Here is a 24,867-nt window from a genome sequence, read left to right as displayed (position 1 = left end):
GGCTAATAGCACCAATTTAAGAACTTTGACAAATCTTGTTGAATTACCTGCTTCCAACCAAATAATATTAAAGCGCTTACATTTATGGAGTCGGTTGTCCTTGAAGGTCTTTTGAACCTTTTAATGCTTCATCAACCATTTCAAAAGAGTGGTTCCGTTTAAACCCTGCATAAAAACGCCCCAATCTTCTTAGAGGATCTCCTGAATAATAACGCTCATATTGCAGTAGCCTCTGTCCAAAAGCTTCACCACATAAATCCCATGCAAGTTTAAATATTTGAACCCGTTCTTCCGATTGAACTCCTTCACGTCCTACATAATATTTCTGAGCATCTTCCCTAAGTTCAGGTTGTTCAAAGTCAGCGAATGTAGGTGACATCAATAACCCACCAGCACCGACCGTTTGCATCACCTCAATGGCGCGAGGATAAAGCTTAGGCAACATCCCACGAATGGTCTCAAGAGGTGTACCGGCCGGTCTCACTTCACCGCTTGACGTCGTTTCAAATTCGTATTCTGCCACTCTTAATAACGCGCGTACTGCTTCAACAGACTGCATAAGCTCCCCTAATTGTGTTTGAACGTTTAAATATCCGTCCACACCAATGGCATCTGCCACTCTAGCTGCTACTTCAGAAGCAAATTGCAATTTTACTAATCCTCTTACCCCTGATTGATGAGCAGGCTGCTGGCCAATTCCAGTCTTTGGATATAATAGATTGGCAGCTTCAATATTCTGATTGATAAAAATACGGTCACTTGGAACAAATACATCATTAAAGACAAGTAATGCATCCATTTCTTCATATCTCGAAGCGAGTGGATGGTCTAATACAGATCGTTTTCCATCCTGCATCGGCTCTCGGCAAATAATTCGCAGCCCCGGTGTGTCTATAGGTAAAGCAAATGCAATGGCATGCTTCTCATCGCCTGGCTGAAACCCTGGGAATGAATAAATGATCACTTCATCTGTTATTGGCGCCAGTGTGGCTAACATCTTGGCTCCTCTTACGATAAAACCATCAGGTCTTTCTTCAACTACCCCTAGATGTGTAAACTCTTTTTCCTGTTCATGAGAGGCTTTACTGCGGTCATTTTGAGGATTAATGATGGCATGAGTCAAGAATAAGTCGTTGGCGCGAATATATTCGTAGTAGTTCACCATATTCTGTGCCCATTCCGGATTGTATTGTTCCAGAAACCACTTATTGCTGGCCATTGCAGTGATCGTTACATTAAGAAAGTCAGGTGTTCTTCCCATAAGCCCAAAGGTTGCTTTAGCCCAAACTTCAAAAAGATTGCTTCTTGCCTTTAAATCTTCATACGATTTAGGGACTTTAAATGCATGGGAATACCGCTCACCTGTTTCTTCACATATGTAAGTGATATCCTCTTTGTATTTTGGGTCATTTTGAATGTCGTAGAGATTTGCAATTTCATGAATTGGCTGGCGGAATACTTCTTCCTCATATACGTCCTCTACTTTCTTTCCTCCTAACCAAACTTCTGGTTGTCGAGATTTCAAACCTTCTATATACTGGGCACCAGTACGAATTGTCATTTAAACATCCCCCTTTACTACTATTATTTTACATAGTTGTCGATTGAATTAATTTCTAAGAATTTACCTTGGAAAAATACTAAACTATTACCTTCTTCGTAATGATAATTTTGAACTTCTCCCAAAAATAGAACATGGTCTCCTCCTTCATATTCCTTCCAAGGATTGCATTCGATTGTAGCTAATGATCCATTAATACGTGGGCCACATTCTGTATCTTCCCATTCGATTTGCAGTCCTTGTTGTTCTTTTCCGGCAAATTGCCAAGCCACAGCTTCCTGACCAGCTGCCAATATATTAATAACAAAAGGCTTTTCTTTCATTCTTTCATAGGCTTTGGCTTTTTTATCAATAGATACCAATACTAATGGAGGGTCCAAAGAGACAGACGTAAACGAATTTACTGTAATGCCATGATTCTGATTGTTATCACCTTTCCAAGTAACAACCGTTACTCCTGTGGCAAACTTACCAAAACAATTTCTTAAATCGCGAATATCCATTTTACATGCCACCTCCTCATTTCTTAATCTGTCTCCATACTATAGCCTTTTAAAAAATAAAACTTATGATAATTTCATAATGTGAAATACTCAGATTATTTTTTGAAAAATCTGATACTTTTTGTAGTATTTTTTCAAACAAAAAAAACCCTCCTTATTAAAGGAGAGTTATTAATTGTTAATACACCAAATCCACGAATTCATCCTTCGTCACATTCCCGAAATAGTGTTGAATATCAACACCCTCTAATGCTCCGGCAATGTCTTTTCGTTCATAGCGTGTACCTGTCAGCTTATCTTCGATGTCTTCTACATTCCCGACCCCAAAGAAATCACCGAAAATTTTACAGTTATCAATTTTCCCTTTGTTCACTTCGAGACGGACGTCAATGGATCCGACCGGGAAGCGGTGAGAATGTTGAAGATTGAATTTCGGTGATTTACCGTAGTTCCAATCCCAGTTCTGATAACGTTCTTTTGAGAGCTCATGGATGTTCTTCCAGTCTTCTTCCGTCAGGACATATTCTTCTACGTCGCTTCCGTCGAAAATATAATCCAGAAGGGTTGAACGGAATTGTTCGATGGTCATTTTTTCTGACAGGAATTCAGATATGTTGGCCACACGGCTACGGATCGACTTGATCCCTTTTGATTCAATCTTGTCCTTTTTAACCCGTAGAGCTGATACGACGTTTTCCATTTCGGAATCGAACAGCAGCGTTCCGTGGCTGAACATCCGACCCTTAGTGGAGAACTGGGCGTTTCCGGAAATCTTTCTGCCTTCTGCGATAATATCGTTACGTCCGCTAAGCTCCGCCTTCACCCCCAGTTTATGAAGGGCTGTTACAACAGGCTCAGTGAATTTTTTGAAGTTGTGGAAGCTCTCTCCATCATCCTTCGTGATAAAGCTGAAGTTCAGGTTTCCTAAGTCGTGATAGACCGCTCCCCCACCGGAAAGGCGGCGAACGACATGAAGACCTTGTTTCTCCACGTAGTCTGTATTAATCTCTTCGATCGTATTTTGGTTCTTCCCGATAATGATGGAAGGTTCATTAATATAAAACAATAAATAACTCTCATTAATATCTAAGTTCTTCAGTGCATATTCTTCAATAGCAAGATTGATCCTTGGATCCGTGATTCCTTTATTATTGATAAATAACATCATTCGTCCTCCTAAATATCTACTTCCATATCTTTTTTCGCTAACAATATCTCGCCGTTATAAATGGTTTTCGCTTCCGTGATCAGTTGCTCCAGTTCGCCGAAATGAGGTAAATGTGTGAGAATGAGCTTTCCGGCATTGGTTTTCTGAGCAAGATTTCCGGCGTCGAGACTCGACATATGACCCGCGTTCGAGGCATCCATCCCTCCATAGAAATTGCATTCACATAGCAGTACATCCGCGTCTTTCCCAAATGGAACAAATGACTCTTTGAATGCAGAATCTGCTGTATAGAACATCGATTTGCCTTCTGCTTCGATTCTCATCCCGTAGCATGGCACGGGGTGCTTGGTTTTTACAAATGTTACTGTGAAAGGACCAATCGATAATGATGTATCTTCCTTGTATTCATGGGCTTTCATTAAATCTTTATATGTAATCGTATCGTAACCCCGTTGATCTTCTCTATGGGCATACACAGGTAATGTACCCTTATTTTTCCCCAGAAAGTATTGAATCAATAAAGCGTGTTGTAGTACACCTATATCTGCCACATGATCTGGATGATAGTGGGACAGAAGGACCGCATCTAAATCTGTTGCTTCTACGTGAACTTGCAGGTGGGATAGAACACCACTTCCACAGTCAATAAGCAGTTTAAAGCCTTTATGTTCAAGTAAATACCCGGTGCTCGCTTCTCCTGCCTTCGGATACCCGCCCCATTGACCAATAACGGTTAGCTTCATTTTTGAACATCGCCTTTCGCTTTAGGATGTACCCTTACTATACTTCATTGTGCCTATTTTTTCATTTTTTTCGCCTATTTTTGAATTAATCGTTGACGAAGTTCATACTGTTATAATACAATAAAATAAATTAACACATCAGTTATATAACACAAACAATTGATGGGTGAAAACAAATTTACGGAGGGTGATTAACATGGTAAAAAATATTGTGGAGTTCTTTCGAAATTTGCCGCCTAAGTCTTGTGCACAATGTGGAGATACAATTGAAGAGCAGCATGAATGCTACGGCATTTATTGCGAAAAATGTACGACTGATTACGAGTATTAAGAATTAAGAATCAAAGGGGTAATAAAAAGGATGCTCTTCAAACTGAAGAGCATCCTTTTTATGTTTATTGTACTTCTACTGTTTGCATTGTGTGTTCGTGAATTTCCTCACCTTTGGTCACGTGAACCTGTACATTATAAGTCCCCTTATCCGGGAATGTATAGGAACCGTTATACTTACCGGCTTCACCAGCAGTTAAGTCTACCCACTCATGTTTCTCTTGACCCTCTTTATAAATTTCCAGCCGCACTTCTGCTTGTTCCAGTGCTTTTTCTTCATTTTCCACATGAACGTTCATTTCTGCTTCCTCATTCATCTTAATCACATCAGGCTCCATAAGATGGATGGAAACAGAACTTTCGTGGTGACCGTGGTGATCGTCGCCGCTTTCTTCACCATGTTCCTCAACTTCTACTTCGCCAATCGCAATTTCAGCTTTTGGCATGGTGTGCATATCACGGGCTGTTACATGGACTTGCACAGTATACATGCCGTCTTCTTCAAACGTCTTTTCAGCTTTGTATACTCCTTCTTTATCATGCTCAGCTTCAATCATTTCACTTTCTTCTTTATGACCATTTTTCCAAATCTCATATTTGACTTCCCCCGCATCCTCTACATTTTCCTCACCTTGAGTGACTTTAGTGGAAAGCGAAACGGTTTCTCCCTTTTCTCCTTTTTCAGGCACGTCCAACTTTGCCTCAATAGCCTCCAATTTTTCATCTTCTTTTGCTCCGTTATCTTCATTTGAATTCCCGCAGGCAGCGATAATCAATGCGAGAAAACCTACCAGTACAAACAAGCTTATCTTCTTCATCCTAAACTCTCCTTTAACGTTCTTCTTTTTTATATGTCTCACCATTATGTACTTCTTACCAATTAGTATACACTCTCATACTTACGGATGGTTTGTCCATTTTATGAAGAAAAAAAGGGAAATGTGTGTGACATCTCCCTTTTTTTCCCTTAAGCTTCTACTGTTTTTCTATATTGTTTCTTGAACAGTCCTACAAAGAATACAGACGTCAAAATGACAAACACAACGAAGTATCCCAGGAGGATGAGGAGGTTTTGCCACATGAAGGCAAAGTCCCCGCTTGAAATGACTGCTTTAAATGCTGCCACTGAGTATGTCATTGGTAACAATGCACTGATTGGCTGTAATGCAGTAGGGATTAATTCTAATGGGAATGTCCCTGCACTTGTAGTTAATTGAAGGATTAATATGATAATTGCTACAAAGCGTCCCGGATCACCTAATATCGTTACTAGCATTTGGATGAGGGCCAGGAATGTAAGACTGGTAATGATCGTTGAAAGTAAGAATAATGGTACACTTTCCACTTCAAGACCTAATCCCAGCAGCAATATGCCTGCTGCAATCAATGATTGAACGATCCCGACTACTGTAAGAACAGTGAATTTACCCAGGAACCAACTCATTCCGCTTGATGGATGATTTGCTGGTTCTTTCAATGGATATACAATCGAAATCAATAGTGCTCCGACAAATAATCCGAGAGATAAGAAATAAGGAGCAAAGCCAGTTCCGTAGTTTGGAACATGATTGATTTTTTCATTTTTCACATCTACCGGGGCAGCCATCATGTCGTACGTATCTCCATTGGCTTTTACGCTGTTGGCTTCTTTGGCCGCGTCTTTTAATTTCGTTTCGTATTCTGTCGTTCCATCTGACAGTTTCGTTGAGCCTTCTGCTAATTCTGTTGAACCATCGGCAAGTTTCTTAGACCCATCTGTTAATTGAGTGGAACCATTGTAAACTTTGTTAAGGCCTGAACTTAGTTCGCTTGCTCCTGAAGCAACACTTACCGTACCTTGATACACTTCTCCAAGCTTATCATTTAATATGCCAAAATTTTTCACAACTTCACCCTGACCTGCTTGAAGCTGGTTTGATCCTTGATCAAGTTGGGCTGAGCCGTCTACTAATTGTCCGACTCCCCCTTGAAGTTCCTTTTGGCCATCATTTAATGCCCCGATTCCTCCAGCAAGAGAATTCGCTCCTTTTTGAAGCTCGGATGCCCCAGTACTTAGAGTCCCGGTACCTGTTTGAAGACCAGTTGCCCCTTGTTTAATCTGATCGATTGCTGCCTGTAATTCGTTCTGTTTTTCTTCTGGAAGGCTTCCCATAAATGGTGCCAGTTGATCTTCGAGCTTTGTAGCCCCTGCTTCGATGGCTTGAGCACCTGCTTTCGCACTATCTGCTCCACCTTGAAGAACACCGATTTTTTCGGCCAGGTTTTGAGATCCGGCGTGCAACTTGGCTGTATTGTCCACTGCGCTATTTAAACCTGCATCCACCTGCTCTAAACCAACCTTGCTGCTATCGATTCCGGCTGCAAGGGCATCGATCCCTGATTGGACATTCTTTGTTCCTTCATATAATTGGAGGGATTTATCCTTCATGACGCCGACACCGTCCGATAATTCTTTAGAACCCTTGGCAAGTTCACCGGCACCTGCTCGCGTTTTCGCCACACCGTCATTCATCTCGACATTCTTTTCAGCTAAGACGGCTAAATTATCCTTTAACTTATCGGCACCTTCAGATAAATCGAGCGCCCCAATATTGATTTCGCCAGCTTTATCACTGGCTGTTTGATAGCCATCTCCCATTTCTTTAATTTTATCAAACATAGTCTCAGCGTATGTTTCAGAAACAGACTTCGAAAGGCTTGCTTTGATTTCTTTCATCGCCGTATCACCGATTTGGGCGGACAGGAAGTTAAAGCTTTCGTTAGGCACATATTTCAGAGAAAGCTTTTTAGGATCATCTTCTAATAATGTTGTTCCGTTTGCAGAGAAATCCTCCGGGATCTCAACAAGCATGTAATAATCCTGCTTCTCTAAATTTTTGTAGCCTTCTTCTTTATCGATAAAATGAAAGTCGAATTGGTCACTATCCTTCAGTTTATCTACAAGTTCATCTCCAATATGCAATTCCTTCCCGTCAAACTCTGCTCCCTGGTCGCTGTTTACAACCGCTACAGGTAAGTCTGACAACTGTTCATATGGATCCCAAAATGCCCATAAGAACATACCACTGTACAAAACTGGGATGAAAAGAACGGCTAGAATCGGGATGAGAAGTTTCTTATTTTTTAAAATCGCTTTGAATTCTGAACCAATAAATGAATTCTTCATGTTTTCCTCCTACTATTTTTCTGAATTTGAATAACTGACCAATTAGTCCAAACGGTCATTTTAGCCCAAAAAATAAATGACCATTTCACCCATTTAGTCATTCGCTGCCAAAAGTAAAGGACTATCGTTTCGATAACCCTTTAATTAAATAGAGTTCAAAGAGATTGGCAATTTCATCTTTATCAAGGGGACCATGCGCTCGTTCCCAATCGAAAATAAGTGAAACGTACATCTTCAACATAACAAAGGCGGTCATTTCGGGATTACATGGCTTAATCGATTCTGAGGCAATCGCTTTTTCAATTCGTTGACTCAAGAATTCAATGACCACTTTCTCCATGCGATCAATGACTTCTGATACAGCAGGAGTTCCCATTTCCCGGGCTTCTTGATAAAGCTTGATGGTCAGCTTATGCTCTTTCCTGAATTCAAGCATGCGGAACAATGCACGATGAACATTTTCCGAGAAGGTTTCCTGCGGATCAATCACTTCTTCCGCTTCCCGTTTCATTTCATTGATTAGCGATGATACAATTTCATCAAACAATTCTTCTTTATTTTTAAAAAACGTATAAATTGTTCCTTTTCCTACGTTCGCTAATTTTGCCACTTGATCCATCGTCGTTGCTTTATAGCCAAACAGTGAAAACGAATTCGTCGCAGCATCCAGAACCTGTTTCTTTCGATCAATCGCCATGACCTCACCCCTTAATATGACCAGTTGACCAAATTTGTAATTTAGTCACTTAATGAACATTAATAAATTTATCACATCTCTTGCCAATATACAAGTGATTTTTTTCTTTTAGTATATTATTCATCTTTCATATAAAATAAGCCCTTCTGAATAGGCTATAAAGATAAGGTTTGTTTGGAGGTGTCTTATGAATATTTATGTTGTAAAAAGCGGGGATTCTCTTTGGTCGATCGCACAAAGATATGGTGTCGAAATCAATCAAATTTCATACGGAAATCAATTGAAAAATCCCAATATTCTAGTGATTGGACAAAGTCTTCTCATTCCGGAACCTTTAAAAGAATACATCGTGCAACCAGGAGACATTTTGTATAGCATTAGCCAAAAATACAATATAAGTTTACAAGAACTGATCGATTTCAACCAGATTTCTGATCCTGCCATGCTATTCGTTGGTCAATTGATCGTAATGCCTTCCTTTATCCATAGAGTAAAGTCAGGTGAATCTCTCTATACCATTTCCTATAACTATAAAGTCCCGCTACAGGAAATATTAAATGCCAATTCTATTGCGAACCCTTCTCTCATTTATCCAAACCAGCAAATCAGGATTCCAAACACGAAACTCACGACGGAAGTAAATGCCTACATTACCCGGACAGACAGTGAAGGGGTAGCAGAAGTGAACGGTTTGGGCAGCTATTTCACCTACCTGACTCCCTTCACTTATTCCATTACAGAAGACGGTTCGGTCACTGAGTTAAATGATAGTGCTTTAATTTCAGCCTCATACAACCAAAACGTCGACCCTTTACTGGTTCTCACGAATTTTACAGGCGGAAAATTCGACTCTGATCTTGTTGCCACCATCCTAAGAAGTGAATCTCTGCAAAACACCTTAATCTCATCTATCGTAAAAAAAATGGAGACGAAGGGCTATAAAGGTTTAAATTTTGATTTCGAATATGTATATCCCGAAGACCGGGAAAATTATAATACTTTCTTAAGAAGAACCGTTGCAGCACTAAATCCTAAAGGATACTCTGTGTCGACGGCCCTTGCACCTAAAATTAAAGCTGATCAAAAAGGACTTTTATATGAAGCCCATGACTATAAAGCACACGGAGAAATTGTCGATTTTGTTGTCATCATGACATACGAATGGGGTTGGGCAGGCGGCAAACCATGGGCGATTGCCCCGATTAATGAAGTGAAGAAAGTACTTGATTACGCCGTTACCGTCATCCCGAGAAACAAAATCATGATGGGCGCCCCCCTCTACGGGCGCGATTGGAAAGTTCCATGGGTCTACGGGACCTTCGCCAAAACGGTCTCTCCTCAAGGAGCACTTGATCTCGCAAGCAAATATGGTGTAAGAATTCAATACAACGATGTATATCAATCCCCTTTTTTCACCTATTGGGATGAAACCGGTCAAAAGCATGAAGTCTGGTTTGAAGACGCACGAAGCATGCTGGCCAAACAGAAAACGGTGGATGAGTATAGACTGCGAGGATTAAGTTACTGGGTTTTGGGATCTGCATTTCCTCAGAATTGGATGCTGCAGCATTCCAGGTATAGGGTTGTGAAGTGAGGGGCACACCTCCTGTTGTCTGCAGGAGGTGTCTTTCTGTTGGTTCAGTTTGAAGAAAATTCGCCTAGCTTCCTATTAGTTCCCCAACCCTATTAGATACAAAAAAGACCGCCAACCCTGGCGGTCTCCCGTATCCTATTTCAGATACTCCATTATTTTCGATACAGCCTTTTCCCCCTGTTCGATACAGTCAGGAATACTTACTCCTTCATAAGAGCTCCCGGCGATAAATAATCCAGGCAGAATTGCTTCAGCCTGATTAAACATGTCCTGAATCCGTTCCCTGTGGCCTACGGTATATTGAGGCATGGAGTTCTTATAACGGGACACGATTGTAAACTCCGGGGCACCCTCTATATCCATGACTTTGCTCAGATCTTCAAGGACAATCTGCTCAATTTCATCATCAGATAAATCGACGATCGTTTCGTCACCGGATTTCCCCAAGTAACATCGCAATAGTGCCTTTCCTTCCGGGGCAGTGTGTGGCCATTTTTTATGGGTCCAGGTTCCCGCCGTCAAGGAATAATCGCTGTTTCTTGATACAAGAAATTCCGTACCGGCAATGTCTTTTTTGATAGCATCTTGTGTGAATCCCATTGCTACAGTTGCTACGGATGTAGCCGGCATTTCTTTTAAAAAGGTTAAGAAAGGATACGAGGGAAACATGGATTGTACTACATGATGAGGTGTGGTGACGATTACGCTGTCGGCTTCCAACTGCTCACCGTTTGTGAAAGTAATCGTGTAATCATTGCTGGCTTCTTTTTCTATGCTGGTTACTTTCATGCTCTTGTATACTGTATTCGGGATCAGTGCTGCTTCCATGGTATCGATAAGAGATTGAAGCCCTCCTGTAAATGTCAGGAAGTTTCCATTTTCATTCGAGTTTGCAGATTGACCGCTCTTTTTGATACCTGCTATTAAACTACGATGTTTTTGTTCTAGTTCATAGAGTTGCGGAAAGGTTGACATTAAGCTTAATTGGTCGATATCCCCGGCAAAGATGCCTGTTAAGAGAGGTTCAATTAAATGGTCAACAACCTCATCCCCCATTCTTCGTCGGAAGAATTTACCCAATGACTGGTCTTCCATTTCCTGTGATCGGGGAAGAACGAAATCAGCGGCAGCCCTCATTTTACCGGTCAACGAAAACAGACTGGTCGTAATGAAAGGAGCGATTTGGGTTGGAATACCTACGATGGATCCCCCGGGTATAGGGTACAGCTCACCGCCCGCTATCACATAGGATGTGCCTTTACGGTTCCGAATGAGCGTGTCCTCGATTCCCAGCCGTTCCGCTAAGCGGGAAACTTCAGGTTTGCTGGCTAAACATGAATCCGGTCCCTTTTCGATCACATAACCGTCCCTTTTCAAGGTATGCACTTTTCCACCGAGTCGATGGGTTGCTTCCACAAGCTTCATTTCGATGGGAAGGTTTTTATCTTTTATTGCCTGTTGCAGGTAGTACGCAGTCGTTAATCCGGTGATCCCTCCACCTATGATCACGACTCTTTTATTTTGTTGTTCCAACACGTTCATCGCCTTCTTTAACAATATATCTTATTGAACAATAGAGAAGGACTAAAGCGGTGAGAGTGAACTCATATGCTTCAGTCCTTCCTTTGTTTCAGCCAAAAACGAGAAATTATTTAAGGTGTTTTAACACGACATCTGCCATTGCATCGATGAATTCAGGTTTGGCATTCGGCATTTCCGGACGATAGTACGAAGCTCCTATATCATCAGTTACAACTCTACATTCATAATCGTTATCATATAGAACTTCAAGATGATCGGATACGAAGCCTACAGGCGTATAGACGAACGTCTTGTATCCATTTTCTTTATAAAGATCACGGGTTAAATCCTGAACGTCAGGACCTAACCATGGATCAGGAGTATTACCTTCACTTTGCCAGCCTACTGCATATTCCTTCACTCCTGCGCCCTCTGCAATCATCTTCGCTGTTTCTTCTAATTGCATTGGATAAGGATCCCCCGATTGCAGGATGCGTTCAGGAAGGCTGTGAGCAGATACAATCAGGACAGCATTGCTACGCTCATCATCCGACATGCTTGCATAGGTTTCCTTCACTCTGTCCACCCAATACTGAATGAATTTAGGTTCATCATACCAGCTTTCAACGGATGTAATGTGTGGCCCGCCCAGCTTTTCTGCTGTTTCCTTCGCGCGTCCATTATAGGATTTAACACTGAACGTTGAAAAATGAGGGGCAAGTACAATCGATACAGCTTCTTGAATGCCGTCTTTATGCATTTGTTCAACAGCGTCTTCCACGAAAGGCTCAATATGCTTCAGCCCAAGATACATTTTAAACTCAATGTCGTCCTGTATGCTGTTTAAATGTTCTTCAAGCCTCTTCGCTTGATCCAGGGTGATTTTAGCCAGTGGAGAAATCCCACCAATCGCTTCATAACGTCCTCGGAGGTCTTCCAGCAGTTCAGCTGAAGGAGCTCTTCCATGTCGGATATGTGTATAGTAACGTTCCATATCTTCTTCTTTATATGGAGTTCCATAGGCCATCACCAATAGACCCATTTTCTTCTTTGTCATACCATTTCACCTCATTATCAGTATCCATACATTCCATTATTGTGCCATGTTTTTTCATATGAATCCATGGTTCCACACGTATGAATGTGCTCTACCTGGCACTGTATTCATGTACGAAAGCTGCCAGACGCTTTAATGTGTCCGGATTAACTTGCGGGAATACACCGTGTCCTAAGTTAAAGATGTGGGAAGGAAGCTCCATTCCTTGATCAAGGATCTCTTTGGCTCTTTCTTCGATGACTTCCCAAGGAGCTAACAGAATCGCAGGATCCAGATTTCCCATTACCGTTTTGGAAATGCCTCTTTCTCTTGCTTCATTAATCGGCAGGCGCCAGTCTAATCCGACTACATCAAGAGGAAGGTCATGCCATTCATTGGCTAAGTGACTTGCGCCAACACCAAACATAATCAATGGTACGTTCTCTTCCTTCAATTCTGTAAAGATCTTCTCCATGACCGGCTTAATGAATGTACGATAATCTTGTATATTCAATGCCCCGACCCATGAGTCGAAAATTTGAAAAGCAGACGCCCCTGCTTTGATTTGAGCTTTCGCATACGTCACTGTCATAGCTGCCAGTTTATCCATTAAAGCAAACCAGGCTTGTGGCTCTGCATACATGAACGCTTTTGTTTTATTATAGTTTTTCGATGGGCCGCCTTCAATCATGTAGCTTGCCATTGTAAAAGGTGCACCGGCAAAACCGATCAACGGCACGGACAATTGCTCCTGAGTCAATAATTTAATGGTATCTAATACGTAAGGAACGTCATTTTCGGGATCGATTTCTCCAAGCTTTTCAACATCCGCTGTCGTACGAATCGGGTTATCGATCACGGGGCCGATTCCTGATTTGATTTCTACATCCACTCCAATAGAAGGAAGTGGTGACATAATGTCTTTATATAGGATCGCTGCATCCACATCATATTGTTCAACCGGCAGCCTTGTCACATATGCGCAAAGCTCAGGTTGGTGTGTTATTTCAAACAAAGAATAATTCTCTTTGATTTTGCGGTATTCAGGTTGTGAACGCCCAGCTTGTCTCATATACCAAACCGGAGTATAGTCCGTCTTCTCTCCCCTTGCTGCTCGTAAAAATGTATCATTCATTTGTTTCATACCTTTGTTCGTCCACCTTTCTATGTAACTCCATTATTCCCATTGTATACTAATTTAATTAGATTCTAAAATTGTACTATTTCAATAAGACCGTACGAATTGTAACCCTTTTAAACTATAGACGTTTTAATGAGAATTGTATAGTTATCAAGGGAAAATGTCATAAATTTGCCGATTTTCAAGCCGGATGAAAAAATATTCAGAAATCATGTTACATGAGCAAAGGTTTAGGGAAGAGTATAATAGAGATAACTAATTAATTGAGGTGATTTGGATGAAGGTGTATATAACAACAGGAACCCACGAATTCCTGCAAAAATTAATGGATCGGCATACAGATGAAAAAATGGTCTTATTGCAAGGGAAAGATGCCATGCTGCTTCATGAGACAAATGGAGAAAGTGTCTTTGAATCCCCACGCAAATATGAAATCGTCGATCAATCTGGTGAGCTTGTAAATGAAGGATATGTAGTGTTCAATAATATTCCAGTTACAGATGAAGGGCGTCCGCTATTTGAGTACCGCTTTAAAAATCGGGCAGGATTGATTGAAGAAGTTCCGGGCTTTACGGCCATTCGGGTACTTCGTCCATTAGAATCGGATACATATGTGATAATGACACTATGGGAAGACGAGAGAAACTTCATTGCCTGGCAGGAGTCAGAGCAATACAAAAAAGCACATGAAAAGCGCGGGACGGAAGAAGGAATTGATAATAAGAAGGATATCTTTCCCCGCGCTTCCTATGTAAGTGAATATCATGTAACAGGTCAAGAGTAATACATAAGCTGCCCGATCCGAGGCAGCTTTTTATTTTTCCTGAATGGCAGCTACTCTCCGGTCCCTCAAACTTAACAATTACACTTAAAGTGTACATACATAATTACAAATTATTAACAGTATACTTTATCGTATTGGTCATAGATATTTACTTTGCATTTAATTACAATCACCCTATTTGAAAGGAGTTGAGTACCATTGAGTCAAACGTGTTTGCTTCTGATTGACTTTCAAAAGGCATTTAGTCATCCTTCATGGGGAAAGCGAAATAATCCTGGTATGGAAGAAAACGCCTTTCAGCTTCTTCGCGCCTGGAGAGAAAAGTCATTTCCTGTCGTTCATGTACAGCATTCTTCCAATGATATGGAATCACAACTGCATTCCAGCTCTGCAGGTTTCGATTTTATAGACGAATTCCGCCCTTCACGAAACGAAAAGCAAATCATTAAGCACGTCAACAGCGCCTTTATCGATACGGACCTGGATTTATATTTAAAGAGGGAAAAGTTCACATCCCTTGTAGTGATGGGCTTCACGACGAATCACTGTGTATCCACTACGGTTCGCATGGCAGGGAACTTAGGTTATGATGTGACTGTTCCTTTTGATGCCACAGCATGCTTCGAAACGTATTCGTATGATGGTTCTTTATTTTCAGCTGAAATTGTTCACGGTCTGTCACTGGCTAATCTTCATCATGAATTCGCCAACATCTCTTCAACAGAATCTATACTCTCTTCACTATTTAAATTTAGTAAACCTGTTACTTTCTGATTAACTTTTCTGTTCCCGTAAAAGGGGCTTAGTCAAGGGGAGTGATTACATTCCCTTTGACTAAGCCCCTTTGCGTTATCTGGGTAAAAGTCTACTTATTCCATCGGATTATTACTGTATAATATCCCATTCCGATTCGCATAAATCGCTGCCTGCGTACGATCGGCCACTGCAAGTTTACTCAGTATATTACTTACATGAGTCTTAACGGTCTTAATCCCAATGAAAAGCTCTTCTGAAATTTCCTGGTTTGTCATTCCTTCTCCCAGGCATTTCAATACATCCATTTCTCTCGACGTCAGCTCTTCATGAGGTAATACTTCCTGAGGCCGGAATCGGTTCATCATTTTATCCGCTACTTTGGAGGCAATGACGGACTCCCCCTTCATCGCTTTATAAACAGCCGATGTCACTTCTTCGGCACTTGCTGTCTTCAACAAATAACTATGAGCTCCCGCTTCTATGGCTGGAAAAACTTTTTCATCATCATAATAGCTTGTAAGAATAATGATTTTACAGTGGGGATGAAAGGTTAGGATTTTCTTAGTCGCCTCGATTCCATTCCCGTTCTCCATTAATAAATCCATCAGAATCACATCAGGCATATACAGCTTTGCAAGCTGAGACGCTTCATTACCGCTTTTCGCTTCCCCTAGGAATTCAATCCGATCCTCTGTCAGCAAATAGGTTTTTATACCTAATCGAACCATTTCGTGATCATCTACAATCATCACCTTTACCTTATCCACTTGTTTTCCCCCTTTGGTTTAGACTGGAATCCTCAGGTCAATATACGTTCCTTCTTTCTCTTTAGAACGAATTTGAAACAATCCCCCGATTTCCTCGGCACGCTCTCTCATCGTCTGAAGTCCGTACGATGTCATCTTGTTTTCTTTTAGGTTAAAGCCTCTTCCATTGTCACTTATGTACAGAGTGACATAACCATCTTTTTTCTCCGTAACAATCTTCACTTTCGTTGCCTCTGAGTGACGCAGGATATTGGATAGGCTCTCCTGAATAATCCTGAACATATGGGTTTCAGTCCCCTTTGAAAGATTCTCAATCCCTTCGAGGCTTGCTTCGATTTCAATCTGTGTTTTTTCCTTTAATTCTCTAATTAAAATGGTTAACGCTTCACAGAGACTTTCACCTTTTAAATCGACCGGTCGTAAATGAAGAAGAAGAGCCCTCATCTCCCCTTGCGCTTTCCCTGCAATTTCAGCCACTTGTGTTACAATCGTTCCAACCTTTTCAGGATCTGTCCCGATACTTTTTTGCGCGGCGGAAGAAAGCATGTTCAACGCGAATAATTGCTGACTGACTGAATCATGAAGATCCCTCGCCAGTCTTTGCCTCTCTTCCATGACAGCTGCCTGGTGAGCTTGATCGGCAAGCTCGGATTTTTCATCAGCTAATCTCTGAAGTGATTTGACCTGTTCTTGAATGAACACAGCAAGCTGATTCAACTCATCCGATAAAATCCCAAGCTCGTCGTGTTCGTATCGGTCCACCCTTGCAGAAAACTTTCCACTTCTTAGCAGCGTTACAAAGGTGGAAATATCATCAATTCTTCCTTTAAATGTATACCCCGTGCGAAATCCGAAATATATGCTTAATAATAGAAGAATGCTTGCCAGCCAAATGGTTAAATAGAGTGATATTTCAAGAGAAAAGCTTGGGTTATCAGCTAAGTACAGATAGACTTGCAAGGAAATAAAGAAAAGCAATACAGCCATGGTGGACATCATGAAAAAGCTTTTAAAGATCCAGTTGCGAATGTTTGAAGACTTTTCCACGTTCTAACCTCCTTTTATCGGATAAATCGTCTCCAATCACACTCGGCTGATTCGAATCGATCCTATTTTCACATTAACATTCAGTTTGATTTTTTTGCTAGCAAGCTCGTATTCCGGTGAACGGTAATATAACTCAGAACGAAGATCAGCTGACTTCTGGTCGAATAATTTAATATCTCCTACTTGTACATTCAAGGTGATCTCCACTGGGACGTTTTCTGGAATAATCATCTTTACATCACCTATCCAGCCCTTAATATCAATGGGCGTTTCCCCTTCTGGTATAAAGGCTTTACTAAAGTCAAAATAGTAATCTCCAATGGCATTGTAAAGATTCATTGATTCCAGCGGCCAGTTAGGCTCGGAAAAACGTATATCCCCGACAATAAACCCTTTGTTCATTTTATTCTTCTTTTGAAGGATTTTCTTCCCCAACGGCTGATTTTCAAAACCTATTTGCGCTGTCTCCTCTTTATCTGGTGATTCATTGCTAATGCTAATCTTGATGGGTTTATTTCTTCCCACTCTATTAATGGCAATGGCAATGATAAAGAGTGGCCATAGTTTCCACCAGCTTCCATAGTCAAAATCCACTACATCATACCCATCGAGTATAATGAGTCCCCCTAACACCATACTGAATAGTCCAAACAGTAACTTCCCAAAGCTTCCCTTCAAAAAACTGTCTACCATCCACTTCAAGCCAAGGAGCAACAACAAAATTGGAATAATATTGACAAATATCTGCGTTATTTCCAAGGAAATGACACCAATATTCAATAGTAATAACAACAATCCTATCCCCATTAACAGGAACGAGAAAAACCATTGTTTTCTTCCCTTATACCTCATACCAGCACCACCTTCACATCTTCTATTTATTTCGCTATTTATGAATAAATTCCTGTTACTACTTTCATTATAGATTGCTTTCTCTCGTGTATTGAGGAGCATCGGCATGATTCTGCCTCGGTCTCGAGACGGAAAAAATGTTTCTAACCTGTATCACATCTTTTCACGATTTTCATAATCTATAGTACAGATCAGGGCATATGCCTAAAGTTTAAGGAACGATTTAGAGGAGGTTTTTTCTAATGGGGATTGATTTAACCGCTCTTCATTGGATTTATTTAGCTTTCATAGGATTCATCATCCTATTTATGATTTTCCGGAAAGACACCACGATCGTATGTATCCTGGGAATCTTCAGTATTGCACTGATGGCAACAGGATCGTTAAGCGGATCGGTTAGTAGCATATTTAATAGCTTTATCTTTGCGATTACGGAATTGCTATCTACCATTCTCGTGATTTCCATTATCGTAGCAATGAGTAAAGGACTGACTACTACCGGTATTAACGATGTCATGATTCGCCCGTTTACGAAGTTCATCCGGACACCATCCCTTGCTTACTGGACAATCGGTCTTGTGATGATGTTTATATCTTGGTTCTTCTGGCCGTCGCCTGCAGTAGCCCTCCTGGGTGCCGTGTTAGTACCAGTCGCCCTTAGAGTCGGATTACCTGCCCTTGGAATCGCCATGGCCATGAACTTATTCGGTCACGGTATCGCCCTTTCAGGTGACTTTGTCATTCAGGCAGCTCCGAAGTTAACAGCAGACGCAGCAGGAATACCTGTATCAGATGTTATTTCTGCAAGTATCCCCCTTATTATTGTGATGGGCGTCGTCACAACTGTTACCGCTTTTCTTTTTCTTAAACGAGATATGAAAAAAGGAATCCTGAAAGTGGATTCAAGCTCTATCGTATCTATTGGCAAGGATCAGGAGGAGGCACCTAACCTGTTATCTACACGATGGAAACGAACAATCGCCATCCTTATTCCTATTTTATTTGCCCTGGATATTACTGCAATGGTTCTATTTGATCTTCAAGGGGGAGATGCAACCGCACTGATCGGTGGAACATCCATCATCATTCTTCTCTTGATTTCATTGGCTGCCTATAAAGGAAAGGGATTGCAGAAAACGACGAGCTTCATGATTGACGGGTTTCAGTTTGGATTTAAAGTGTTTGGTCCCGTGATTCCAATTGCTGCTTTCTTCTACTTGGGAGATTCAGGGTTTCAAACGATTATCGGCGACTTCCTTCCTTCAACGTCTCAAGGAATCGTCAATGACCTCGGTGCATCCCTGGCTGCCGTCGTTCCCCTGTCTACAGCAGTAGGGGCGATCACCCTAACGACCGTTGGATCGATCACAGGCCTCGATGGATCCGGCTTTTCCGGTATTTCCCTTGCCGGTTCCGTAGCCAATCTATTCGCAGATAGCATTGGGTCCGGTGTTGCAACCCTAACCGCCCTCGGGCAAGTGGCAGCCATCTGGGTCGGCGGCGGAACACTCGTCCCATGGGCCCTCATCCCGGCTGCCGCCATCTGTGGAGTCGATCCATTCGAACTAGCACGGCGTAACATGCTTCCTGTCGTCATCGGATTAATAGCAACCACGATTGTAGCGATGTTTTTAATTTGAATAAAGTGAGGGACGGACCTTGTTTCAAGGTCCGTCCCTCTATCTTTCCTGTTTCGGCCGATTCTCATAAAGAAAGATACACAGTACGAAAAAGGAGTATCCGAGCAGATATCCGGCTGCTACATCCGATGGATAGTGAGCCTGTTCCACTATTCTGCTGAGTCCTGTCAGCAGGGCAAGGGTGATCGCCAGGATATAGAGAATCACTTTCATCCCAGCAGAAGAAATCTCTCTACTAATGAAGTATGCAGTGACGAGTAAGAAGACCAGCCCTACCATAGCATGGCCGCTTGGAAAGCTGAACCCTTCCTCACCATTTGAAAAAGGAGGTCTTTCTCTTTCCATCAAACCTTTGATTGCTTTATTAAGGACGTTACTTCCGGCTACCAGGACGACAACGGTAATGATTCCAAGAAAGTCCTTCTTGGCCCACCAAAGATATAAAATAAGGACGATGGATGCGATCCCAATCACTATTTCAGTACCGATTACGGAAAACAGTTCAATAAAGTGAAGGTTGCTCATGTTCGACAAGAAATAATCCTCACCTAAAATTCCCATCTCATAAAAAACAAAATGCGCGATGGTCATAAACAGTAAAAATGAAATGATGGCCGTTATGTATTGAAACTTCTTCATCTTGATCCTCCTTGAATTTCACTCTAATTACCCACATCCCTCATCATATTTAGTGTTATAATATTCGTAATATTCATCAAATATTAGGAGGTTGTGCACTTGCTGAATGAATTATATCAGAAATTAGAAGAACGTTGGATAGAAATGGTTGAGATCAGAAGGTTTCTCCATCAACATCCTGAACTATCCTTCCAAGAGAAAAACACAGCTACATACATTTCAGATTACTATAAGAAAATCGGCGTTCCCGTCCAGCAACAAGTCGGTGGCAATGGGGTAGTAGCAAGAATCGAGGGAGCTCTCCCTGGAAAAACAGTGGCTCTTCGTGCAGACTTTGACGCCCTCCCCATCCAGGATGAAAAGGATGTTGAATATCGCTCCACCGTTCCAGGGGTCATGCATGCATGTGGCCATGATGGTCATACAGCAACACTGTTAGTATTGGGTAAAACCCTGCATGAAATGCGTAGTAATCTTTCAGGTACAGTGATTCTTATTCATCAGCATGCGGAAGAATATGCACCAGGCGGAGCGAAACCCATGATTGAAGCGGGCTGCCTGGATGGAGTGGATGTTATTTTCGGAACTCATTTATGGTCAAGTGAACCTCTCGGAAAAATTCTATATCGAACAGGTCCGATCATGGCTGCTGCTGACAGATTTGAAATCGTCATCAAGGGCTCCGGAGGTCACGGGGCACAACCTCATAAAACAAAGGATTCCATCGTGATTGGAGCTCAAGTCGTTTCCGAGATTCAACAAATTGTCAGCAGAAGAGTGAATCCGATTGACCCTGCCGTTGTAACGATCGGTTCTTTTATGGCAGATAATGCATTTAATGTGATTGCCGATTCCGCTAAACTCATTGGAACAGTCCGTACATTCAATCCTGAGGTCAGAGATTTTATTGAAGAAGAAATCGAACAGATTCTGAAGGGTGCATGTCTTTCAGCCCGCTGTGAGTATGAATATGTTTATGATCGCGGATACCCAGCAGTCGTGAATCACGCAGGGGAAACGGATCTGTTGATTCAAAGTGTTGATACAGTCGATGAAGTTCATAGTGTGGAAGAAATTGAAATGCAAATGGGTGGGGAAGATTTCTCACATTACTTAGAACATGTAAAGGGTACTTTCTTTTTTACGGGAGCCAAGCCGGAAAATGTTGAAGTTGCCTTCCCCCACCATCACCCCAAGTTTGATATTAACGAAAAGGCTCTTCTGATTGCCGCTAAATCACTGGCGTCTGCTACCATTCAATATCAAGAAAGGCATTCTGTCACAGAGACGCTATCAAAATAACTCATAAAAAAGGATCAGGTCCCATAAGGCCTGATCCTTTGCTCTTAATTAAAGCGATGATTTTTTTCAATCTTACTTACCACCAAGACCCACCAGATCAATAGCGGTTGAAACAATAACCTCACCCAAAGCAGTACTACATTCGCTTCATCGTTCCCTGGAGCAGGAATTTCTTTAATGGCCGCATAAATATTCGCGGGGAAAATTAGAACTAAATAAATCGCTGTGATAACCCCCGCTTTTTCACGAGTCTTTGGAATGAGCAGGAGTACAGCCAATATAAACTCGATCATTCCCGTAATATACACGATTTCTTCCCTTAGAGGAATGAATTCAGGGATCATTTCGGCGAATCCTTGAGCTTCAATAAAATGAAACATACCTGCTAAAAAGAAGAAGAATGAGAATAGAATAAGTCCTAACACTTTCAATCCTTTCTTGCGTTTGTTCATCTATTTCACACCTCACAACAATAATGATAACGTACTTTCTAACTATACCTGAATATTCAGAGGAAATAAAAAGATGCGTTTGTATTCGGTTGCTCTGCCAATATCCCTCAAAAAAAAGATCGACCATCACGTCGACCTTCCCTCACTACTATTCTAAATCATGAAAGTACCGAATCCGATAAGCATATTTTGCCACTTCCCCCAATTGTTCAAGAAGTTGATAGTTTGCATAGGCTCCCACCACAGCCCCTACTCCGGGAATGAGTTGAAACAATTTCACAAAATCAATGTAATCCCGATACTCCTGTTGGAAAGTTCGCCAGTCCAATTCCTTTAATTTTTCTTTTTCCACATCCCAATTTTCGATGATGTCGAGAACATGTTTTTTATGAGAATCACTGGAGAATGCAAGCTGAAAGACATAAAGCAGAAACAGGCGTTCCTCATATTGTTTTGTATTATAGCCATGAATGGCAGAGCATTCGCTCAGAAATTTCATTTTGATTGATAAGAGCAACGGAAAATCTGCCAGGCCTAGAAAGATCCCACCTGCACCTGTTCCTGCTCCTTCAATCGTAGCCGCCTTCCGGTAAATTTCCATTCGTTCCTTCATCAGAGCTTCTCTTTCCTTCAGTGAAGACTTCACAGAGACATGCTGAAGGGGTACCCACTCGCTTCCCTTTAACGTTACTTCTACCATCTTCTTGATACTTTCCGTTACTACGTTATGTGCTTTCTCTGGAATCCATTGATTCACTTTTGTTTGAGCTTGCTTAGAAACCCGTTGGAAGATGGAAGATTTTCTACTGAACTTACGTTTCCAGGAATCGAGCTCTTCTCTTTCATGGTTCACACTGAACCACCATCCTTTTTTTATCTGTTTACTCTTTCTATACGTTTCTTTCTGCCGGATTGTTTCACTAAAATAATGTTTCTTCCATCTTCTTCAATCGCTGTACTAAGTAAAACTGACTAAATAGAATTGAAAATGCCAACCCAACCAGTAGCGTAATCACCCCTTCTATCCATGCACCCTTTAAAAAAAGAGGCAGGGAAAACACACTCGCTTGGATCATCATCGCTTGATTTATGATTTTTTGAAAAGAGGACTTCTTTAATTCCCTTGATACAGGATAAATGAGAACCCAGATTTTATAATCAAACCGTTTAAACAAAGGGATCAGCTGAAAAACTGTTAAATAAAGAAACACTAATGCCGTCAGAATACTGAAGATAAAAGAAGAATTCGAATAAATTAACAGCACACCGATCAAGGTTAACCGAATGTAAAGTCCCGAATATTCACTTGTTCTCACCAACGACCGAAGGTACAAATACCGATACGTTGAAGCTTGAGAGAAAGGTGTCCGCACAAGTCCATCAAGCCATTTTCTCCGGTGCACCTTCCCTTTTAGCTTAGGCACATCCGTGAACATATTTGCGATCCGATAAAAGATCAGCATCCGCTGCTGCTCCAGATTGATTAACAAATCCCATTTAAGATTCTTACCTTTTGTCGATTGAAAAAAGTACAAAGCATACCCGAGCATGACCAAGGCAACGACGATAATCATCCAGATAGTTGCATTCGATAAAACTAAGAATACGAGAGAACCGCTTAATAAAAAGCGCAAAAAGCTGTCGGTCCAATGAGCTTCCCTTTCCTGAAAGCGCAACATCAACCAGCGTACATATAGATTCCATATCTTTAATGCTAATACTAAGCCAAGTAACGGAAAGAAGCTTCCAAAACTGCTTCCGGATACCGCTACATACATTGGCATGAGTGCAGCCAGTACGAGCAGTTGGATGTATGATTGAAACATGAAGCTAATCCAGATGCATTTGGTGAAATAACTCGATAAACTCCCCTCTATCGGTAAAAGAAACACAGCATCCGCTTCTCTCAAAAACGTATAGACGGGACTCCATGCCAATAATAAACCCAGGATCACCGCCATGATGAGTGGTGCAGGGAAAGCCGGATCCAGTGTTTTCACCCACTGATTATATGTATACGCTGCTCCTCCCAGTGCAAAGATCAGGACAAATAGTAAATGATCGTTAAACATATATTTCAAATACTTTTGAAGCTCCTGATTATACTCTACAATTCGTTTCTTCCAAATACTTTCCACCTTATTCATCATGGGCTTCTTCCTTTGTCAGCTGAATATAAATATCATCTAACGTTGCACCAGGCATGGAGAATTCCTTACGAAGTTCCTGAAGCGTTCCTTTTGCACGAATTTTCCCTTCATGAAGGATGATGAATGAGTCACAATACCTTTCTGCAGTTGCTAAAATATGCGTCGACATCAGTATTCCTGCACCGTTTTGCTTCATCTCCTGCATCCAGTCCAGCAGTGATTGAATCCCGAGCGGATCTAATCCAACAAACGGCTCGTCAATGATATAGAGACTGGGCTGAATAAGAAAGGCGCACATGATCATCACCTTTTGTTTCATTCCTTTAGAAAAGTGTGCAGGAAACCAGCTCATCTTCTTCTCCATACGAAAGGCCTTCAACAGTTTATCAATTCTTCCTTTATACTCAGATTCTGATAATCCATAAGCCATGGCCGTAAGTTTTAAATGCTCCTCAAGGGTAAGTTCATCATAAAGAATCGGTGTTTCCGGTATGTATGAAAACTGCTTTCGATATTGATCGGCATCACTCTTTAATGTATGACCATTAATGGACACTTCTCCTTGCTTTGCTTCCATGAGACCAATAATATGCTTGATAGTAGTACTTTTCCCTGCTCCGTTCAGGCCAATTAATCCGACAATTTCATTTGAATGTATGGAAAATGTTATATCCTTTAAGACCGGTTTTCGGGTATACCCGCCAACTAGGTGTTTGATTTCTAATAATGACACGAGCAGCAACGTCCTTTCTCTTCTACATGGTTTTCTCTATTTTATCAAATTTTCATGGTAAAGGCATGGTTTAACCAACTTCTCATTCCATATTTTAGCATTCATAACATTACGCGATTTGCACATCATAATATTTGAAGGGGCCAGCAATAAGGAAAAGGGGATGGTTGTTAAAGACCAGCTAACCGATTTCACTATTGTTTGCGGCTGTAAGGATTGTCGTCTTCTATAGTGAATGACACACTCACCATATTCATTTGTTCAAAAAATTGATAAATGAGGTGT

Annotated in this window: 24 protein-coding genes; 6 read left to right on the top strand and 18 right to left on the bottom strand. The window is 41.3% G+C overall.

All coding sequences use genetic code 11. The annotated features are described in order from the left end of the window. Window positions 1-82: 82 nt before the first annotated feature. The 4 genes from F0342_RS06130 to F0342_RS06115 form a co-directional block, all read right to left on the bottom strand. The gene (locus F0342_RS06130; protein ID WP_149155115.1) at window positions 83-1,561 is read right to left on the bottom strand and encodes a 4-hydroxyphenylacetate 3-hydroxylase family protein; all 1,479 of its coding nucleotides are present in this window, start codon (window positions 1,559-1,561) and stop codon (window positions 83-85) included. 23 nt (window positions 1,562-1,584) lie between these two features. Beyond that, window positions 1,585-2,064 carry a flavin reductase family protein gene (locus F0342_RS06125; RefSeq protein WP_149155114.1) on the bottom strand — a complete coding sequence of 160 codons (480 nt, stop codon included), beginning with the start codon at window positions 2,062-2,064 and terminating at the stop codon, window positions 1,585-1,587. Window positions 2,065-2,242: 178 nt separating this feature from the next. Next, window positions 2,243-3,229 carry a lipoate--protein ligase gene (gene lplA, locus F0342_RS06120; RefSeq protein WP_149155113.1) on the bottom strand — a complete coding sequence of 329 codons (987 nt, stop codon included), beginning with the start codon at window positions 3,227-3,229 and terminating at the stop codon, window positions 2,243-2,245. 11 nt (window positions 3,230-3,240) lie between these two features. Then, entirely contained in the window at window positions 3,241-3,975 is a 735-nt protein-coding gene (locus F0342_RS06115) for an MBL fold metallo-hydrolase (protein WP_149155112.1), read from the bottom strand. Window positions 3,976-4,171: 196 nt separating this feature from the next. On the opposite strand from F0342_RS06115, the gene yhfH reads away from it, so the two are divergent. Next, window positions 4,172-4,306: a protein YhfH gene (gene yhfH, locus F0342_RS06110; protein WP_079533738.1), complete on the top strand. Its 135-nt coding sequence runs from the start codon at window positions 4,172-4,174 to the stop codon at window positions 4,304-4,306. 64 nt (window positions 4,307-4,370) lie between these two features. On the opposite strand, the gene F0342_RS06105 is transcribed toward yhfH, so the two are convergent. From F0342_RS06105 to F0342_RS06095, 3 genes are all read right to left on the bottom strand, one after another. Further along, a complete protein-coding gene (locus tag F0342_RS06105; protein ID WP_188048426.1) occupies window positions 4,371-5,123 on the bottom strand; it encodes a FixH family protein in 753 nt (250 codons plus the stop codon). A 149-nt stretch (window positions 5,124-5,272) separates the two neighbouring features. Continuing rightward, window positions 5,273-7,471 (bottom strand): YhgE/Pip domain-containing protein, encoded by a 2,199-nt coding sequence (locus F0342_RS06100; RefSeq protein ID WP_149155110.1) that lies wholly within the window; start codon window positions 7,469-7,471, stop codon window positions 5,273-5,275. Between the two features lie 121 nt (window positions 7,472-7,592). Then, window positions 7,593-8,168, bottom strand: coding sequence for a TetR/AcrR family transcriptional regulator (locus tag F0342_RS06095; RefSeq protein ID WP_149155109.1), 576 nt, complete (start codon window positions 8,166-8,168; stop codon window positions 7,593-7,595). Between the two features lie 187 nt (window positions 8,169-8,355). On the opposite strand from F0342_RS06095, the gene F0342_RS06090 reads away from it, so the two are divergent. Beyond that, complete coding sequence (locus F0342_RS06090) at window positions 8,356-9,762, top strand: glycoside hydrolase family 18 protein (RefSeq protein WP_149155108.1); 1,407 nt, start codon at window positions 8,356-8,358, stop codon at window positions 9,760-9,762. 135 nt (window positions 9,763-9,897) lie between these two features. Here F0342_RS06090 and hemY read toward each other — a convergent pair whose 3' ends face one another. The 3 genes from hemY to hemE form a co-directional block, all read right to left on the bottom strand. Next, complete coding sequence (hemY, locus tag F0342_RS06085) at window positions 9,898-11,295, bottom strand: protoporphyrinogen oxidase (RefSeq protein WP_149155383.1); 1,398 nt, start codon at window positions 11,293-11,295, stop codon at window positions 9,898-9,900. A gap of 115 nt (window positions 11,296-11,410) precedes the next feature. Next, window positions 11,411-12,340, bottom strand: a complete 930-nt coding sequence (gene hemH / locus F0342_RS06080) for a ferrochelatase (RefSeq protein WP_149155107.1) — start codon at window positions 12,338-12,340, stop codon at window positions 11,411-11,413. A gap of 91 nt (window positions 12,341-12,431) precedes the next feature. Beyond that, the gene (gene hemE, locus F0342_RS06075) at window positions 12,432-13,463 is read right to left on the bottom strand and encodes a uroporphyrinogen decarboxylase (RefSeq protein ID WP_149155106.1); all 1,032 of its coding nucleotides are present in this window, start codon (window positions 13,461-13,463) and stop codon (window positions 12,432-12,434) included. A gap of 274 nt (window positions 13,464-13,737) precedes the next feature. Between hemE and F0342_RS06070 the strand changes: the two genes are divergently transcribed. Both F0342_RS06070 and F0342_RS06065 read left to right on the top strand, forming a co-directional pair. Next, window positions 13,738-14,244 carry an antibiotic biosynthesis monooxygenase family protein gene (locus F0342_RS06070; RefSeq protein ID WP_149155105.1) on the top strand — a complete coding sequence of 169 codons (507 nt, stop codon included), beginning with the start codon at window positions 13,738-13,740 and terminating at the stop codon, window positions 14,242-14,244. 198 nt (window positions 14,245-14,442) lie between these two features. Next, window positions 14,443-15,018 carry a cysteine hydrolase family protein gene (locus F0342_RS06065; protein WP_149155104.1) on the top strand — a complete coding sequence of 192 codons (576 nt, stop codon included), beginning with the start codon at window positions 14,443-14,445 and terminating at the stop codon, window positions 15,016-15,018. A 95-nt stretch (window positions 15,019-15,113) separates the two neighbouring features. On the opposite strand, the gene F0342_RS06060 is transcribed toward F0342_RS06065, so the two are convergent. The 3 genes from F0342_RS06060 to liaF are packed head-to-tail and all read right to left on the bottom strand — an operon-like array spanning window position 15,114 to window position 17,666. Then, a complete protein-coding gene (locus tag F0342_RS06060; protein ID WP_149155381.1) occupies window positions 15,114-15,749 on the bottom strand; it encodes a response regulator transcription factor in 636 nt (211 codons plus the stop codon). 36 nt (window positions 15,750-15,785) lie between these two features. Beyond that, window positions 15,786-16,814 carry a sensor histidine kinase gene (locus F0342_RS06055; protein ID WP_262481656.1) on the bottom strand — a complete coding sequence of 343 codons (1,029 nt, stop codon included), beginning with the start codon at window positions 16,812-16,814 and terminating at the stop codon, window positions 15,786-15,788. 36 nt (window positions 16,815-16,850) lie between these two features. Then, window positions 16,851-17,666: a cell wall-active antibiotics response protein LiaF gene (gene liaF, locus F0342_RS06050; RefSeq protein WP_188048425.1), complete on the bottom strand. Its 816-nt coding sequence runs from the start codon at window positions 17,664-17,666 to the stop codon at window positions 16,851-16,853. 242 nt (window positions 17,667-17,908) lie between these two features. Here liaF and F0342_RS06045 point away from each other — a divergent pair, with 242 nt between their 5' ends. After that, entirely contained in the window at window positions 17,909-19,306 is a 1,398-nt protein-coding gene (locus F0342_RS06045) for a hypothetical protein (RefSeq protein ID WP_149155102.1), read from the top strand. 39 nt (window positions 19,307-19,345) lie between these two features. Here the strand turns inward: F0342_RS06045 and F0342_RS06040 are convergent, their stop codons facing one another. After that, window positions 19,346-19,945 (bottom strand): phosphatase PAP2 family protein, encoded by a 600-nt coding sequence (locus F0342_RS06040; protein ID WP_149155101.1) that lies wholly within the window; start codon window positions 19,943-19,945, stop codon window positions 19,346-19,348. 99 nt (window positions 19,946-20,044) lie between these two features. Here F0342_RS06040 and F0342_RS06035 point away from each other — a divergent pair, with 99 nt between their 5' ends. Further along, the gene (locus F0342_RS06035) at window positions 20,045-21,247 is read left to right on the top strand and encodes a M20 family metallopeptidase (protein ID WP_149155100.1); all 1,203 of its coding nucleotides are present in this window, start codon (window positions 20,045-20,047) and stop codon (window positions 21,245-21,247) included. Between the two features lie 44 nt (window positions 21,248-21,291). Here F0342_RS06035 and F0342_RS06030 read toward each other — a convergent pair whose 3' ends face one another. The 4 genes from F0342_RS06030 to F0342_RS06015 form a co-directional block, all read right to left on the bottom strand. Continuing rightward, window positions 21,292-21,699, bottom strand: coding sequence for a DoxX family protein (locus F0342_RS06030; RefSeq protein ID WP_149155099.1), 408 nt, complete (start codon window positions 21,697-21,699; stop codon window positions 21,292-21,294). A gap of 148 nt (window positions 21,700-21,847) precedes the next feature. After that, window positions 21,848-22,552 carry an EcsC family protein gene (locus F0342_RS06025; protein ID WP_149155098.1) on the bottom strand — a complete coding sequence of 235 codons (705 nt, stop codon included), beginning with the start codon at window positions 22,550-22,552 and terminating at the stop codon, window positions 21,848-21,850. Window positions 22,553-22,619: 67 nt separating this feature from the next. Continuing rightward, entirely contained in the window at window positions 22,620-23,846 is a 1,227-nt protein-coding gene (locus tag F0342_RS06020) for an ABC transporter permease (protein WP_149155097.1), read from the bottom strand. Then, a complete protein-coding gene (locus F0342_RS06015; protein WP_149155096.1) occupies window positions 23,839-24,582 on the bottom strand; it encodes an ABC transporter ATP-binding protein in 744 nt (247 codons plus the stop codon). The genes F0342_RS06020 and F0342_RS06015 overlap by 8 nt, the downstream gene beginning before the upstream one ends. Between the last annotated feature and the right edge of the window lie 285 nt (window positions 24,583-24,867).

This window comes from Bacillus sp. CH30_1T, assembly GCF_008364765.1.
Classification (GTDB): domain Bacteria; phylum Bacillota; class Bacilli; order Bacillales; family Bacillaceae_B; genus Rossellomorea.
Note: the sequence above shows the minus strand (reverse complement) of the source record. Positions and strands in the feature narration are given on the sequence as shown.